The sequence below is a fragment of the Engelhardtia mirabilis genome (assembly GCF_007748095.1).
Classification (GTDB): domain Bacteria; phylum Planctomycetota; class UBA1135; order UBA1135.
Map to the genome: position 1 here is coordinate 1,175,372 of NZ_CP036287.1, position 15,470 is coordinate 1,190,841.

11 protein-coding genes are annotated in these 15,470 nt (G+C 70.1%); 5 read left to right on the top strand and 6 right to left on the bottom strand.

What is annotated here, in order from left to right; genetic code table 11:
- Positions 1-231: 231 nt before the first annotated feature.
- Both Pla133_RS25935 and Pla133_RS04370 read left to right on the top strand, forming a co-directional pair.
- Positions 232-801, top strand: a complete 570-nt coding sequence (locus Pla133_RS25935; protein ID WP_419192119.1) for an HD domain-containing protein — start codon at positions 232-234, stop codon at positions 799-801.
- A 61-nt stretch (positions 802-862) separates the two neighbouring features.
- The gene (locus Pla133_RS04370) at positions 863-2,644 is read left to right on the top strand and encodes a hypothetical protein (RefSeq protein ID WP_145062852.1); all 1,782 of its coding nucleotides are present in this window, start codon (positions 863-865) and stop codon (positions 2,642-2,644) included.
- Positions 2,645-2,734: 90 nt separating this feature from the next.
- On the opposite strand, the gene Pla133_RS04375 is transcribed toward Pla133_RS04370, so the two are convergent.
- The 4 genes from Pla133_RS04375 to Pla133_RS04390 form a co-directional block, all read right to left on the bottom strand.
- Positions 2,735-4,021 (bottom strand): radical SAM/SPASM domain-containing protein, encoded by a 1,287-nt coding sequence (locus Pla133_RS04375; protein WP_419192120.1) that lies wholly within the window; start codon positions 4,019-4,021, stop codon positions 2,735-2,737.
- A 221-nt stretch (positions 4,022-4,242) separates the two neighbouring features.
- Positions 4,243-5,070, bottom strand: a complete 828-nt coding sequence (locus tag Pla133_RS04380; RefSeq protein ID WP_145062856.1) for a 3'(2'),5'-bisphosphate nucleotidase CysQ — start codon at positions 5,068-5,070, stop codon at positions 4,243-4,245.
- Between the two features lie 47 nt (positions 5,071-5,117).
- On the bottom strand, positions 5,118-5,654 hold the full coding sequence (locus Pla133_RS25940) for a rhodanese-like domain-containing protein (protein WP_419192121.1): 537 nt from the start codon (positions 5,652-5,654) through the stop codon (positions 5,118-5,120).
- Between the two features lie 8 nt (positions 5,655-5,662).
- Positions 5,663-6,859: an FIST signal transduction protein gene (locus Pla133_RS04390; protein WP_145062858.1), complete on the bottom strand. Its 1,197-nt coding sequence runs from the start codon at positions 6,857-6,859 to the stop codon at positions 5,663-5,665.
- Positions 6,860-7,174: 315 nt separating this feature from the next.
- Between Pla133_RS04390 and Pla133_RS04395 the strand changes: the two genes are divergently transcribed.
- Positions 7,175-9,034, top strand: a complete 1,860-nt coding sequence (locus Pla133_RS04395) for a 2-oxoacid:acceptor oxidoreductase subunit alpha (RefSeq protein ID WP_145062860.1) — start codon at positions 7,175-7,177, stop codon at positions 9,032-9,034.
- Positions 9,035-9,038: 4 nt separating this feature from the next.
- Entirely contained in the window at positions 9,039-10,055 is a 1,017-nt protein-coding gene (locus tag Pla133_RS04400) for a 2-oxoacid:ferredoxin oxidoreductase subunit beta (RefSeq protein WP_145062862.1), read from the top strand.
- Between the two features lie 99 nt (positions 10,056-10,154).
- Here Pla133_RS04400 and Pla133_RS04405 read toward each other — a convergent pair whose 3' ends face one another.
- Together Pla133_RS04405 and Pla133_RS04410 are read right to left on the bottom strand one after the other, a co-directional pair.
- Complete coding sequence (locus Pla133_RS04405) at positions 10,155-11,072, bottom strand: hypothetical protein (protein ID WP_145062864.1); 918 nt, start codon at positions 11,070-11,072, stop codon at positions 10,155-10,157.
- A 37-nt stretch (positions 11,073-11,109) separates the two neighbouring features.
- Positions 11,110-12,282 carry a sensor domain-containing diguanylate cyclase gene (locus tag Pla133_RS04410; protein WP_419192122.1) on the bottom strand — a complete coding sequence of 391 codons (1,173 nt, stop codon included), beginning with the start codon at positions 12,280-12,282 and terminating at the stop codon, positions 11,110-11,112.
- A gap of 808 nt (positions 12,283-13,090) precedes the next feature.
- On the opposite strand from Pla133_RS04410, the gene Pla133_RS04415 reads away from it, so the two are divergent.
- On the top strand, positions 13,091-15,409 hold the full coding sequence (locus tag Pla133_RS04415) for a ligand-binding sensor domain-containing protein (RefSeq protein WP_145062868.1): 2,319 nt from the start codon (positions 13,091-13,093) through the stop codon (positions 15,407-15,409).
- Positions 15,410-15,470 lie beyond the last annotated feature (61 nt).

Consider the following 15,470-nt stretch of genomic DNA (forward strand, 5'->3'; position numbering starts at 1 on the left):
CCCAGAGCTCCCTGGCGGAGGCGGTCCGCGGGTCTTCGGCCTTCGCCCCCATGGGTCCGGCGTAGAGGCCCCCCGGATCCGCCGCCAGAAACTCGATTTTCGTGCGCGAGGTCCCGACGGCGGATCGCGCCGACCTCCCGCCCACCGTGGGCCAACCCGGTCGGGCCGCCGGGCAACGGTTACCTTGGGGCCCCGAGACTCGCGCGCCGTCCACCGCCACTCCCCCGATCCGTGTACTCCGAAGACGTCGAACGGGCGATCCGCGTCGCCCTCCACGCCCACGACGGCCAGACCCGCAAGGGGTCGGCCGATCCCTACGTGGTGCACCCGATCCACATCGCCCTGGTGCTCACGCGCCACGGCGCGCCGGACCACGTGGTCCAGGCCGGGCTGCTGCACGACGTGGTGGAGGACTGTGACGGCTGGGACGTCGAGCGGATCGAGGCTGAATTCGGCGCAGAGGTGGCAGAGATCGTCGCGGAGCTGACCGAGGACAAGACGCGCTCCTGGGAGGAGCGCAAGCGGGCCGGGATCGAGAAGGTCGCGACCATGTCGGCCGACGCCGCGACGGTGAAGGCGGCCGACAAGCTCCACAACCTCTCGTCCATGGTTCGCGACCTGGCCAGGTCCGAGAGTCCCGACGCCTTCTGGTCCCACTTCAACGGTGGCCGAGATCGCACCCTCTCGATGGCGCGCGAGCTGGTCGAGGCCTTGGCCCCGAGGGTGGGGGAGGATCTCGCGCGCTCCCTGCGCGCGACGGTCGACATGCTCGCGTCGATCGACCGCGAGCGCCGCGCCTGACGGCCGTCGCGGCAGCCCGGGCACCGGCAGGATCGATGGACCCGGGCTAGAATCGCGGACCATGCAAGTTCCTACCGGTCGCCGCTTCGCGCTCCTCCTGGGCCTGATGGCCTGTCTCCCCACCGCCCAGGCCCAGTGGTCCAAGGCGGCCTCCACCAACGCTGTGCTCTCCGGCGGCAGCGGCGAAGAGGTCCAGGTCAAGCTGGCGCCGGCGTCGGACGGCACCACCTTCGTCAGCTTCTACGACAGCGACCCCGCCGGAAGCCCGGCCTTCGGCTACGACGTGGTGCTGCAACGCCTCGATCCCGCCGGCTCGGAGCTGTGGCCTCACGGCGGCATCACCGTCGCCGACCGCGGCTACTCGTCGACCCAGGACTACGGGCTCGACGCCGGCCCGAACGGCGACGCGTGGCTGGCCTTCCGCGACGACCGCTTCGTCGGCGATCAGATCACCGCCGCGCGGGTGGCCGCCGACGGCACCCTGGTCTGGGGCGTGAACGGCGTGCAGCTCACGAGCACGACCGAGTTCGTCGCCTCGCCGCGCATCGCGGCCACCGACGACGGCGGCTGCGTGGTCGGTTGGACCCAGGGCAGCACGACGCGCCTGCAGAAGCTCGACGCCAGTGGCGCGCCCCAGTGGGGCGGCGGCGTGGCGATTCCGGTCGCCGTGGGCGAGACGGCCTCGCTCAGCTCCCTGGGTCGCTCCGAGGGAGGCGCGGTGATCCTGTCCTGGATCTCCCAGAGCGGCGGCTTCTTCGGTCCGAGGCACCTGTTGGCCCAGAAGCTCTCGTCCACGGGCGCGCCCCAGTGGCCCGGCGCCTCGGTGCCGGTCTTCACCAGCGGCTCGCTGCAACTGGGCAACTTCCCGCCGCTGGTGACCGACGGCGCGGGTGGGGCGCTGTTCAGTTGGTACGGCACCGGCCCGCTGCAGTGCTACGCCCAACACGTGCGCTCCGACGGCAGCCAGTCCTTCGGCGTGGCCGGCACCGGCGTGGAGGTCTCGACCAACGCGACGCAGATCCGCGTCAGCCCCAGCCTGGCCTACAACCAGAGCACCGACGAGGCCTTCGTCTTCTGGGTCGAGCAGAACTCGCTGCAATCCCTGCGCGGCGTGTCGGGTCAGAAGCTCGACGGCGCCGGCAACCGCCTGTGGGGACCTGGCGGCATCGAGTTCGTGCCCCTGGGTGGCGAGGATCCCTCCCAGGTCAGCACGGTGATCTCGGGCGGCGGCGCCGCCGTGGCCTTCACCGCCGGCCCCGGCTTCGGCCAGGACGAGGTCCGCGCCTTGCGCGTCGACAGCGCGGGCGTGCTCCAGCACGCGATCGTGACCATCGCCTCGACGCCCTCGTCCAAGGACGACGTGGCCATCGCGGCCGGGCCCTTCGGCGACACCTTCGTGGCCTGGCACGGCGACGAGAACGGTGGCGGCAACGACGTGTTGGCCCAGAACCTCTTGCCCGGCGGCGGCCTCGGCCCCGCGGCCGGCGGCCTGTCGCACACCGCGGGCGCGAACCTGGATTCCCTCGCGGCCACCGTCGGCGCCCTGGGCGGCAACCTGGACCTGCAGCTCGACCTGACCACCTCCGGCTATCCCTTCGGGGCGGTCTTCGGCTACCTGGCACCGGCCGTGCTGCCCTTCGGCGGGGACGTGATCCTGGTCGACTTCACCGGGCTCGAGCTGCTCGGCCTGCCCGTCGGCGTCGGCCCGGTGGCCAGTTGGTCCCTGCCCCTGCCGGCCTCGCCGGTTCTGTGCGGCCTGCCGGTCTACACCCAGGGCGTCCACGCGGACCTGGCCCAGCCCCTGCGCCTGTCGAACGCCGTCGACGTCTACTTGGGTCTGTAGGACCCGAGCCGATCGGCGCTCGAAGGGCGCTGACCCCGCGCGCCCCGCGCCCGACTGCCCCGAGTGGCAGTCGAGCGCGGGGCGCGCGCACTACCGCAGCAGGTAGCAGGTGTCGCAGGGCGACTTGACCCGATCGGTGTTGAGCGTGGCGCGCAGCTCGCGGTAGGTCTCGCCGTTCCAGATCTCCCCGAAGGGCTGCTCGCTCAACTCCCCGGTGACGATGAACTGGTGGTGGCAACAGGTGCTGACCTTGCCGTCGATCTGCAGGTAGGCCTTTTGCCACAGGAAGCCACACTCGCGCTGGGCCAGCTTGAAGCGCTGGCCCGCCTTCTGGGCCAGGTAGTTGAGGCCCTGGGTCAGGGTCGGGCGCCAGGGACTCAAAGCGCGCTTGGCGCGCATCGCCAAGCTCGGGCGAGCCGTCGGTCGTGGCAACCGCACGCCCGGCACGGTGAACACGATCCCGTAGCCGGCCGCGAGGTCGACGCACCGTTGCAGCACCTCGCGCACGTGCGCGTCGCCCTCGAAGTCGAGGATCTCCGGCGCCATGCTGGGGTGCACGGCGATCGCCGGCGAGGCCGTGATCGAGTAGGCGTCCCACTGGTGCCCCAGCTCGATGAAGCCCGGCAGGTCGTCGAGGTTGCTCCGCATCAGCACGTAGTTGAAGTACGTCAGCGGCCGCCGGAAGAACGGCAAGCTGCGTCGCACGTCGCGGAAGCGCTCGATGTTGCGCACGGTGCGCTCCCAGTTGGCGCGTACGCGCACGCGCTCGAAGACCTCCTTGGTCGAGCCGTCGAAGGAGATCACCATCTTGTTGACCACGCGCGCCAGCCGCTCGAGCTCCTCGTCGTCGCCGAGCAGGGTCGCGTTGGTGGTGATCTCGAGCCGCAGGTCGTGGCGCTCGACGTCGTCGAGGACCTGTGCCATGAAGGGTTTCGGCACGCAGAAGGGATCGCCCATGACCGTCAGGGAAATCTCGCTGATGTGGTCGAAGAGCTCGTCGCGGATCCGGAAGTAGACCTCCGGCTCCATGATCTGTTGCGGCACGTCGTAGAGCCCCTGGGCGCACATGGTGCAGCGCAGGTTGCAGATCGTGGTGTGGTTGAGGTTGACGTGGACGGGGTAGCCGTCCATGCGCGGGCTCTTGCGCCGCTCGGCCACGATCGAGGTCAACTCGTTGCGCCAACGGCGGAGCTTGCGCCGCAGGCGGCGCAGGGGCCCGGGTCGCGGCAGCACCAGCCGCGGGTGGCGCGTCCACGCGGCGCCGGGCTTGGCCGGAGCCGAAGCGGCCTTGGCGTGATCCGCAAGAGCTCGTTCAGTGCCACGCGGACCGTCGGTACCAGTCCTGTCGTCGATCGCGGGTTCGGTCTCGGGTCGCACGGGCGTCGCCTCCTTCAGGGGATCGCGCCGCGCGGGCCCAAGTGGTGCAGGCGACGATCCGGACGCGCTATTCGAACAAGACCCGACGCACCACGGAGCCCCTCGAACTGCAGGAGCGACGAATGGGGCGCTGCGAGCACTGGAATCGGCCTGCATGGGCGCCCCGTTACTCGAGCGAAACGCGCGGCGAGCTGGAAGTCGTCGTCCGGTCCAGGGCCCGCTCAGCCGTCGATGATGCCCGGCCGTTGCACCGTCTCGAGCACCCGCTCGGCGATCGCGGGCCGGCAGATGATCAGCTCGTCGTTGCGCGGGTCGGCCTGGTTGTAGACCTGGGCGCTGCCGTCGATGCGGCACACGTGCCAACCCAGGGCCCGCGCGATCACCTCCGGCGCACAGGTGTCCCATTCCTTGAGGCCGGTCTTGTGGACGTAGAGGTCGGCCTCGCCCAGCAGCAGGCGGCTGGCCTTGAAACCCACGCTGCCGCAGCGCACCAGCTCGGTGTCGCCCAGGGCCTCCACGAAGCGCTCGATCCAGGCCGGCGTGTGGCTGCGACTGCAGACCATGCGGTGGGTGTCAGGCTCGGGCGAATCGCCGCGCAACAGCTCGGCGTCCGAACCCTCGATCCCGCCGCGCTCGCGGCCGGGAAGGCTGACACCCCACAACACCGAACCCAGGGCCGGCAGGGCCACGGCGCCCACCGCCGGCACCCCGTCGAGGGTCATGGCCACGTGCACGGCGTAGTCGTCGCGATCGGTGCGGTACTCCTTGGTGCCGTCGAGGGGATCGACGATCCAAGTGCGCCAGCAGGCGAGCCGCGCCTCGGAGTCAGCCGTCTCCTCCGAGAGGATCCCATCGTCCGGGTAGCGCCCGCGCAGGTAGCCCTGCAGGTAGCCGTCGGCCGCCTGGTCCGCGACGTCGCCCATGATCACCGGGTCGGTCCAGCGCCCCGTCTCGCGCAGACCGGCGATGCGTTCGCCGGCCTCGCGCGCCGTCTGGATGGCGAACGCGAGGTCCGCCTCGAGCTGGGCGTCCGAGAGTTGCTGACTCATGGGGAGGAGTCTATCCCGACCGCGCCCGCGGTCCCGACGCCTGCCCCCTAGGACTTGGCCACGGGCCCGGTCCAGGCGCCGATGCCGCCTTCGAGGTTGCTCAGGCCGGAGAAACCCTTGCCGCTGAGGAACTCACAGGCCGCCGCCGAGCGACCGCCCCCGGCGCAGTAGACGAGCATCGGCTTGCCATCCTTGGGCAGCTCGTCCAAGCGCTCCTCGAGTTGGTCCACCGGAATCAGTTGGGCGCCGGGAATCACGCCCGAGGCCGTCTCCTGGGGGCTGCGCACGTCGAGCAGGCGCACCGAGCCGCTCTGCACCATGGCGATGCCCTCGCGCGTCGAGACGTCGTTCCAAAGGCGCCCCTCGATGATCTGCTCCGCATCCAGGTCGCCGCCGGCGGCCACCTCCGCCAGCAGTCGGCGGTTGGTCTCGATGTCGGCGCGCAGCTCGGTGCGCAGGTTCTCGACCCGGCGCCGTCCCTCGGCGCGCATGTCCTCGAGGACAGTGGGGTTCGAGACGCGCTTGAGCGCGGTGATGGCGACCAAGAGCGCGACGACGGCGATGGCGAGGGTGACGAAGTCCATGGGGGATCTCAGGTGCGGTCGTCGGTGCGCCCGAAGAGGGCCACCGATGCGGTGAAGCCGTGGAGGTGGTTGCGGCCGCCGATGGGGCCGATCTCGCCTGCCGCGAAGAAGCCGGCGACCTGGGGGGTCCCGGGCAGGGCGCGCTGCAGGCGTGAGATGTCGTGGTGCGGCTCGCCGAACATGCGTGAGCCGCGACCGTTGCAGGTGAACAGGAGCGCGCCGGGGTCGGTCGCGGTGGTTGCGGAGCGCACGCCCTGGGCCAGAAGGTGCTCGAGGTCCTCGCCGGCGCTCTCGGCATCTCGGGCCAGGAATTGGACTGTCTGCCCCCGGCGCACGTAGTCGGCCACCACGATCGAGCGGTCCACCGGCTGCACGCCCAGTAGGCCCCGCACCAGGAAGTCGCCCCGGTCGAAGGTCGATTTGGTGGGATCGACCGCCAGACCGACGAAGGGCGCCCGCTCTAGTAGCTCGCGCTCGCGGGGGGCGGCGCCACGAACGGTCTCCATCAGGGCCTCGAAGGCCGGCCGGCCGCCCAACTCGAAGATCACGTTGTCCTTGCAGCGGGTGATCACCCAGGCCCTGCCAACCGGACGACAGCCCTGGCTGACCACGGGGATGACACCGGTGGCGCCGCTCAGGGCCAGGCCGATCCCGCCCTCCTCGACGACCCCGTCGCGGGTCAGCAGCAGGTTGGAGCCAGGCCCCAGACCGCCGCTGGCGATGCCGCCGACCACGGGCACCCCGGGGGCCGAAGCGGCCAGATCGGTGAGCAGGTCCTCCACCGGGAGCGTGAACGGCTCGCCCAGGAGCAGCACCCCGGAGCGGCCCCGCGCCGCCAGGTCGCTCGGGCGCGTGAACTCGGGGCCCCCGTCCTCCGCTTCGGTCACTCGAACCTGGAAGGGCGTCACGTCGGTGCCCGGCAGGTAGGCCGCGAAGGCCGCCAGCCCTGACTGGCCCTCGGCCTCGCGACCCTCGCCGATGACCACTTCCGCCGTGCAGCCCATGGCCGACATGGCGCCCGTCCGATCGGCGAGCCGGTCCAGAAGGCCCTCGAAGCGGGCTGCGTGGTGGCGGGTCACGAAGGCCACCAGGAGCCCCGCCGAGCGCCCCGCCAGGCGGCTGACGATCGACTCGGCCACCTCGCTCTCGGCCGCGTCTGTGTCGAGCGCGGTCGACAGGGCGGATGCGAATCGGGGTTGGTCCATGGGGGCTGTGGCGGTCGATATCGTGGACGACTGCCCCGCGATGTCCAGTCCCCGCGCGGACGATCCTGCCCCCGAATTCGGCCGGCTGCCGCCAATCCGAATTCCCTCCGCGGCCGCGGAGTGGGGATCCGACTCGATGTCCGCGGCTCGATCAGCCGAAAGCCCGTGTCAGCCAGCCGTGTCCCGGGCAAAATGTCGGCCCGAATTCCGGTCGGCAGGGCCTACGAGTACTGTCCCCGACGACCCGGACCTCCCTTCCAGGCTCCCTTCCGCCCCGCGGCCCCGCGCCGCGCCCGGGATCGGGTCCCCCCTCCGATGACGACTCCTACCAACACTGGCGCCGAGCTCCCCCTGCAGCAGCAGGAGAGCGTGGTGATCCGCTTCGCCGGGGACTCTGGCGACGGCATGCAGATCACCGGCAACCAATTCACGAGCACCTCGGCCGCGGTCGGGAACGACCTCGCGACCCTGCCGGACTTCCCCGCGGAGATCCGCGCCCCCGTGGGCACCCGCCCCGGGGTGTCGGGATTCCAGGTGCGCTTCAGCTCGTCGGACATCCACACCCCCGGCGACGCGCCGGACGTGCTGGTGGCGATGAACCCGGCCGCCCTGGTCGTGAACCTGAAGGATCTCAAGCCCGGCGGGATGGTGATCCTGAACACGGGCAACTGGAAGGAGCTCGACCTCAAGAAGGCGCGCTGCGCCACGGACCCGCGCCAGGACGGGACCCTGGACGGCTACCGCACGATCGAGATCGACATCAACGAGCGCGTCAAGCAGGCCCTGACCGAGTCGGGTCTGTCGCCCAAGGACGTCCAGCGCTGCAAGAACTTCTACACCCTGGGGCTGATGTACTGGCTGTACAGCCGCCCGCTGGAGCCGACCCTCAACTGGCTCGCCAAAAAGTTCGCCAAGAAGCCCGACCTGGTGGCCGCCAACCAGACGGCGCTCAAGGCCGGCTTCAACGCCGGTGACATCCACGAGCACTTCCAGACGCGCTACGACGTGCCGCCGTGCACGACCCTGGAGCCCGGGACCTATCGGAACATCATGGGCAACCAGGCCCTGTCGATCGGCCTGGTCGCGGGGGCGCAGCTCGCGGGCCTGGACATCTTCCTGGGCTCGTACCCGATCACGCCGGCGTCGGACATCCTCCACGAGCTGGCGGGGTTCAAGAACTTCGGCGTGCGCACCTTCCAGGCCGAGGACGAGATCGCGGCGATCTGCTCGGCGATCGGCGCCTCCTTCGCCGGGCACCTGGGCCTGACCACCACGTCGGGACCGGGCATGGCGCTCAAGACCGAGGCCATGGGGCTCGCGATCGCGACGGAGCTGCCGCTGGTGATCGTCGACATCCAGCGCGCCGGTCCGTCCACGGGCATGCCGACCAAGACCGAGCAGTCCGACCTCTACCAGGCGGTGCTCGGCCGCAACGGCGACGCGCCCATGCCGGTGGTCTCCTGCTCGACGCCCTCGGACTGCTTCGAGACGGCGATCGAGGCCGTGCGCATCGCGGTGCAGTACATGACGCCGGTGATCCTGCTCTCCGACGGCTACATCGCCAACGGTTCGGAGCCCTGGCGCCTGCCGGAGATGGAGTCGCTGAAGGCCTTCCCCGTCACCTTCCACACGGCGACGGAGGGCTTCTCGCCCGTCGCTCGGGACGAGAAGCTCGCGCGGCCCTGGGCGATCCCCGGGACGCCCGGCCTCGAGCACCGCATCGGCGGCCTCGAGAAGGACGGCGATACGGGCAACATCAGCTACGACGCCCACAACCACGAGCGCATGAGCCATCTGCGGGCGCAGAAGGTCATGAACGTCCAGGAGACGATCCCGGACCCCGAGGTCTTCGGGGCCGAGAGCGGCGACGTGCTGGTCTGCGGCTGGGGCTCGACCGCCGGCTCGATCCGCTCCGCGGTGGAGATCTGCGCCGGCCGCGGTTTGAGCGTCGGCGCGGTGCACCTGCGCCACATCTGGCCCATGGCCAAGGGCCTCGACGGCATCTTCAGCCGCTTCCGCACGGTGCTCGTGCCGGAGCTGAACATGGGGCAGATGTGCCGCCTCCTGCGTAGCGAGTTCCCCAAGCACGACTTCGCGTCCTACCCCAAGGTGCAGGGCTTGCCCTTCGCCACCCACGAGCTCGTCGAGCGCATCGAAGACCTCCTGAAGCGCTGAAACAATGACTCAAGACGCACACGACGCGGGAAGCGCCACGCTGACCAAGAAGGACTTCAAGTCCGACCAGGACGTCCGCTGGTGTCCGGGCTGCGGGGACTACTCGATCCTGAACAGCGTGCAGGGGGTCCTGGCGGACCTCGGCATTCCCAAGCACCAGTTCTGTGTGGTCTCGGGCATCGGCTGCTCCAGCCGCTTCCCGTACTACATGAACACCTACGGCTTCCACTCGATCCACGGCCGCGCGCCGGCGATCGCGACGGGGGTCAAGACCGCGAACCCCGAGCTCTCGGTCTGGATGGTCACCGGCGACGGCGACGGCCTGTCGATCGGCGGCAACCACACGATCCACATGCTGCGGCGCAACGTGGGCGTGAAGGTGCTCCTGTTCAACAACCAGATCTACGGGCTGACCAAGGGCCAGTACTCGCCGACCTCGCCGGTCGGCCTGAAGACCAAGTCGACGCCCTACGGGTCGATCGACCGCCCCTTCAACCCGGTGCAGCTGGCCCTCGGTGCCGGTGCGACGTTCGTGGCGCGGACCATGGACACGCACCCCAAGCACATGGAGAAGATCTTCCACGAGGCCGCCAAGCACGAGGGCACGGCCTTCATCGAGATCTTCCAGAACTGCGTGATCTTCAACGACGGCGCCTTCGAGGGCGTCGCCGGCCGCAAGGTGCGCGACGACCGCACGGTGGACCTGGTCCCCGGCGAGCCGATGATCTACGGCTCCGACCACGACAAGGGCCTGCGCTTCGAGGGCTTCGACGTCGTCCCGTGCAGCGCCGACGAGGCCGAGGCCTGGGACCCGACGCGCAACAGCACCGCCCCGGCGCAGTTGCTTGCGGAGCTCGACGCCGATCCGACGCGCCCGACCGCCGTCGGCATCTTCCGCCGCGTCGACGCCCCGGTCTTCGAGGAGCGCCTCAACGCCCAGGTGGACAAGGTGCTCGAGACCAAGGGCCCGGGCAAGCTGCGCGACCTGCTCTACACCCGCGACACCTGGCAGGTGGACTGAGGCGTTCGTACGGTGCCAGGCACCCGTCCGAACGCCTCAGTCTTCGATGGGGGCCTTGATCGGCCGGGGCCGCCTGTTTCGCGGCGCCGACCGTAACCATCAGAACGCGGCCGAATCGGCCCAATAGGCCACGACGTCTCCTTCGGCGTCGAACCAGACTGCCTTGGAGAGGTCCGACTTGAGCACCATCTCCACCCCTGCATCGACCGCGGACGTCACGATGGGGCTCTGCATGTATCGGTCGATCGAGTCCAGCAGCGACTGCCGGTAGGGGCCGACCGACCTGATCAAGCGTGCAGCGTCCCGCGCGACGTAGAGGTCACCGCCACGCACCCCGTCGACCCGGACGTACGCCGCAGCGGCAGCGCCCTCCAAGCCCGGTCGGCTGCAGGGGAGATAGATCGTGTCCAGGTCGAGCCACCTCCGCGATTCTTCATGCTCGGTCGGGTCGAGCAGATCCTCTTCGGGACCGAGTGCCGTTACGAAGTCGAACCTGAGGTCGGCCTGAATCAACTTCAGTTCAGCTCGAAGGGCCTCGAGCCCCTCGAGATCGAACTCGTCCAGTCGAGCCTCGTTCAGCCGATCGAGGAAGGCCCGCAGCGCGGGCGAGTCGACGGCAGCGTCGATCGATTGGCGCTCGGCATCGGGAGATCGACCCGCAAGCGATTCCTGAGGCTCGACTCGCTCGGCGATTCCCTCCGCCATGCGCAGGGGATCGACCTCGAGCGGCTCCCCATCGGGCAATGACCCCGCCGCGTCCTCCGAGAGCGGACCGACGCCACGGTTGGTGGGATCGGCAGGTGCATCCTCTCGCGAAAGGACGGCGATCGCCGACACCAAGGCCAGCCCGGCGCAGCTGATAAGTGCAAGCGGACGATTCACGACCAGTTCCTCGATTGGATATGGCGACGCCCCGGCGGTCGCTCGGTGGGCCAGCGCTCGTCGACTCCGATCGAACTGTCGACGCTCGGGCGGTCTGAAGCCTGCGCCCCACGCCGTCGCTCCGTCAAGCCCCATCTACAAGTCGCCGGAGTGGAACGGACCGGGGCGATGATCAGGCCGTCACGACGCAGTTCTTGGTGGTCGTCTTCGCTCGCAGCAGGGCGCCGTGGGCGTCGCGCAGGATGGCCTCGATCGACGATGCGCGGGGATCGAGGGCGACCACGGCCATGGAGACGCTGTGGTTCAGCCTTGCTCCCTTGAGCTCGAAGGGCGTGCCCGCCACCGTCCGGCGGACACGCTCGGCGGCCTTGGCCGCCTGGGGAGCGCTCAGCTCGGGCAGCAGCAGGATGAACTCGTCGCCACCGACCCGCCCGAGCACGTCGTAGGGCCGCAGGGCCCGAGCGGTCCGCGTCGCAATCGCGGTCAGCAGGGCATCGCCGACAGCATGGCCGTGGATGGCGTTCACCGTCTTGAAGTCGTCGCAGTCCATCAGCACCGCGGCGCAGGCGTGGCCCTGGCGGCGGGCCCGTTGGGCCTCGCGTTCGAGAGCGACGGCCAGGCCGCGGCGATTGAGCAGGCCGGTGAGGGGGTCGTGGTCGGCCAGCTCGCGCAGGCGCAGCTCGGCACGCTTGCGGCGGGTGATGTCGAAGTGGGTCACGACCACCTCGGGCGGCGACGCGATCCGCGCGGCGTGCATCAGGTACCAGCGCTCCTCGTCGTGGGAGTGGCAGGGGTACTCGACCTCGAGCGAGTCCCGCTCGCCGGCCACGAGCTGCGCGAGCCCCGCCCGAATCTCCTCGATGCTCGCGTCGCCATGGTCGGCCGTGGCCACGCGTGCAGGCGGTTGAGCCGGGTCCGGCTCGCAGGCCTCGAGGTAGTTCAGCCCGATGGCCCCGGCTTGCTCCGTGGTGGCCCCGTGGCCCATTGCGGTCTCGCGCCAAGTGCGGTTGGTCGTGACGATCTTCCCGCTCGAGTCGAGCAGCGCGAGCTGGTGGGGGATCCCGTCCACGATCCGATTGAGCCGATCGCGATCGTCCCGCGGGTTGGGGACCTCGACCACGCACAGCGCCGTCTCGGCCAGCGAGAGGGGGCCGATGGGAGTCGCGATCAAGCGCAGGCGCGGCCCGCCGTCGATCGCGCGCTCGACCTCCTGCGGGATGCCTGAGGTGGTGACCTCCCGCGCGAGGGCGACCAGAGACGCGGCCAGGCCCGGATAGGGTCCATCGCCGAGCTCGCGACCGGGAACGACCGTCAGGACCGACGCCAACTGGGGAGCTGGCGCCATGATTCGGCCGGCGCCGTCGAGGACCAGCGCCCCCGCGATCGGACCGGGCGGCGGGGGGGCTGCCGCGGTCGGCTTGTCGGCGCGACGCTCGCGCGGTCGAATCGATCCGCCCCGACCGGACGTCCGGTCACTCTCACCAGGCTCGGACATCTCGGATCGGGAGCGGTGTGGTCGCACTGTCGGCCGCGCATCGGTCGGGGCACCGTTGCCCGCCGAGTTCAGCCGATATTCTGGTTCTAGGGGCGCGAATTCGAGGGTCCAGCGGCCGTGTGCGCGTTGAATTCGCGCGCGAGGGCGCGCTGCTTCACGCTTCGATGGCGAGTCGAGTCGATGGTTCGTCGCGCGTCGAGATCTCGGCTTGGACTGTGTGCGATTGCGCCGAATCGCTCGAGTGGGGGGATCGTCGTTGTCGGCGGGATGTCCGTGTTGCCGGAGACCCACCGCGCCGGTCGTCGATCACCGGGCCGCCGAGGCTCCTCCAGGGGCGCAGGTCGAGTGCTCGTATCCCCTCTCCGCGGAGCGTTGCGTGCCCGGCGCTCTCGGTGGCTGCATTCCCAGCCACGGGCGGCGAGCGGGGGCGACAACTGCGGCGGCGCGACTGCAACCGGCGGGGCGCACATCCGCCTGTCCGTGACCGAGGTGCTCCGATCGTTGGAGTTCCTCGAGCCGACCGTCCAGGACCTGGACTCGCGGTCCACTCCAAGGACTGCCAAGCGCCCTGGGGGCCCCAGGGTCCCCGCTCGAGCCGCGGTACGGGAGTTGCTCCTCTTCTTTTCGATCCGTCCCGCTCCCCGACCCCTGACGTCCCATGAAGCTCAACCTGCTCACCGCCCTCCTCTCGCTCACCGCCCTCGTCTCCACCGCCCGGGCCCAGGAGATGACGGTCATCGACCCTTCTCGTTCCGGCATCCCCGGCGAGGAGGTCCGCTTCGTCCGCCACGCCCCCGACGGGGACGTGTGGGTCGGCGCCCGTTGGCCCTTCTGGGGTGAGGGGGGCATCGGGATCCTCGACCGTCAGACGGACCGGTGGACCGTGCTCTCCTCGGCGGCGGGCGACCTGCCGTCGCAGTTCGTGAACGACCTGGAGTTCGCGGCCGACGGCAGCGCGTGGATCGCCACGGGCGCGGGGCTGGTCCACTGGGTGGATGGCGCGGCGACGGTCTTCGACTCCGGCAACTCGCCGATGACCCTGGACGTGGTCAACGACCTGTCGATCGCGCCGGACGGCGACATCTGGTTCAACAGCTCGAGCTCCAGCTCCTCCGGCGATGCCGTCTACGAGTTCGACGGGGTCGACGGCTGGAACCGCTACACGGTGCCGGACGACATTCCCTTCGCCGCGCCGTGGACGGATCTGTCGGAGGTCTTCGCCGACAGCCAGGGTCGTGTGTGGGTGGCCAACAACACCCTGACCGGCGTCGCGCGCTTCGAAGGTGGCGTCTGGACCCTGCTGGGCGAGGGCGTCGACCGCTTCGACGAGATGGCCGAGGACGGCTTCGGGAACATCTGGTTCAACACCAACTTGGTCGGCAGTGGCTTCGCCTACTACCGCTTCGACGGCCAGACGCTGAAGCAGTACGGCTTCGACAGCTCGACGACGCTGACGACGGATCCGGAGGACGGCGCCGTCTACGTGGCGAATTGGCACGGCACCGTTCTGCGCTCCACCGACGGTGGCGAGAGCTTCCACACCTTCGTGTCGGGCCTGAACATCATCTTCTCGGTGGCTCCCGACCCGCAGAGTGGTGAGGTGTGGATCGGGACCATCGGCGCGGTGGGGCGCTTCGACGGCGGCGGAGCCCTGCTCGAGGACTTCAACAGCTACAACACGGGCATGCCCTGGTATTGGGTCGACCGCTTCGACGTCGACTCGCGCGGCAACCTCTGGGTCGCCACCGACGAGGCCGGCCTGTCGCGCTTCGACGGCCGCGTCTGGCGCAACTGGGGAGCCCACAACCTGGGCGCCGAGCCCTACCCCTTCGCGGGCAACGAGCCCATGGGCGGCGCCTTCGAGGACAGCCAGGGTCGCTTCTGGTTCGGCGGCAACGGCATCGCCCGTTGGGACGACGAGACCGGTGGATTCGACGGCTTCTGGAACTGGCAGAACAACCCGGGGATGGGCGTGACCCAGTTCCCGTTCTTCGCTGAGGACGCCCAGGGCAACGTGTTCGCGGCGACCGAGAACGGCACGCCCTATCGTTTCGACGACCAGGCGCAGTTGTGGGTCAAGGAACCGATTCAGCCCTACGCCGTGCTGGGCCTTCCAGGCATGGAGAGCGACTCTGACGGCGACGTCTGGATCGCCGCCTGGTTCGACCTGCACCATTGGGACGGCACGGCCTGGACCAAGGTCGCGCTGCCCTACGCGGACTACTTCTTCGACAAGGGCGGTATCTCGAGCTTCGCGATCGGCCCCGACGACACGTTCTACTTCGGCACCGTGGACGGGCTGGTCACCTACGACGGCGCGACCTTCCAGTTCTACGAGCCGAGCAACTCGCCCCTGCCCGCGGGCCAGGTGCCGGGCATCGACGTGCGCGCGGACGGCCTGATCGGCCTGACCTCGCGCGGCAACGGCTCGAACGAGCCCAGCACCGTCTGCCTGATCGACGGGCCCATCGCCGACGCGGCCAGTTGGACGGTCTACGCCTACGGCAGCTCGCCCCTGCCCCACTGGCAGACGACGGCCTGCGCCTTCGAGCCGACGGGTGACCTGTGGGTCAGCGCCCTGAGCGAAGGCGTGGCGGTGGTGCAGTGCGGTGTCTGGGAGGACCTCGGTCTTGCCCTCGAAGGTTCGGGCGGCGAGCCCTACCTGCGCGGCTACGGCGTGCCCACGGGCGGCGCCGCCATCGGTCTCGAGGTCGAGCACCTGCCGGGCGCTTCCATCGGCGTACACGTGGTCGGCGGCTTCGCGGTCGGGATCCCGCTCTTCGGCGGCACCCTGGTGCCCGACCCCGCCCTGCAGATTCCCTACCTGTCCGACGCCGGCGGCCAGGCGGGCCTCGCCATCACCTGGCCGGCGGCGATCCCGTCCGGGACGAGCATGTACGTGCAGAGCTGGACCCTGGACGGCGGCGCCGCGCAGCAGGTCTCGGCCTCGAACGCGGTGGTGCTGTCGGTGCCGTGACGAGTTCGCTGGCTGCCGCGGGGCGCCCGCCGGGTGCCTGGCACTCGACGCGGGCCCCTCG

Coding starts and splice junctions, on each gene's coding strand:
- Pla133_RS04370 (WP_145062852.1), top strand. CDS start 863: ATGCAAGTTCCTACCGGTCGCCGCTTCGCGCTCCTCCTGGGCCTGATG.
- Pla133_RS04380 (WP_145062856.1), bottom strand. CDS start 5,070: ATGAGTCAGCAACTCTCGGACGCCCAGCTCGAGGCGGACCTCGCGTTC.
- Pla133_RS25940 (WP_419192121.1), bottom strand. CDS start 5,654: ATGGACTTCGTCACCCTCGCCATCGCCGTCGTCGCGCTCTTGGTCGCC.
- Pla133_RS04390 (WP_145062858.1), bottom strand. CDS start 6,859: ATGGACCAACCCCGATTCGCATCCGCCCTGTCGACCGCGCTCGACACA.
- Pla133_RS04395 (WP_145062860.1), top strand. CDS start 7,175: ATGACGACTCCTACCAACACTGGCGCCGAGCTCCCCCTGCAGCAGCAG.
- Pla133_RS04400 (WP_145062862.1), top strand. CDS start 9,039: ATGACTCAAGACGCACACGACGCGGGAAGCGCCACGCTGACCAAGAAG.
- Pla133_RS04405 (WP_145062864.1), bottom strand. CDS start 11,072: ATGGGGCTTGACGGAGCGACGGCGTGGGGCGCAGGCTTCAGACCGCCC.
- Pla133_RS04410 (WP_419192122.1), bottom strand. CDS start 12,282: ATGGCGCCAGCTCCCCAGTTGGCGTCGGTCCTGACGGTCGTTCCCGGT.
- Pla133_RS04415 (WP_145062868.1), top strand. CDS start 13,091: ATGAAGCTCAACCTGCTCACCGCCCTCCTCTCGCTCACCGCCCTCGTC.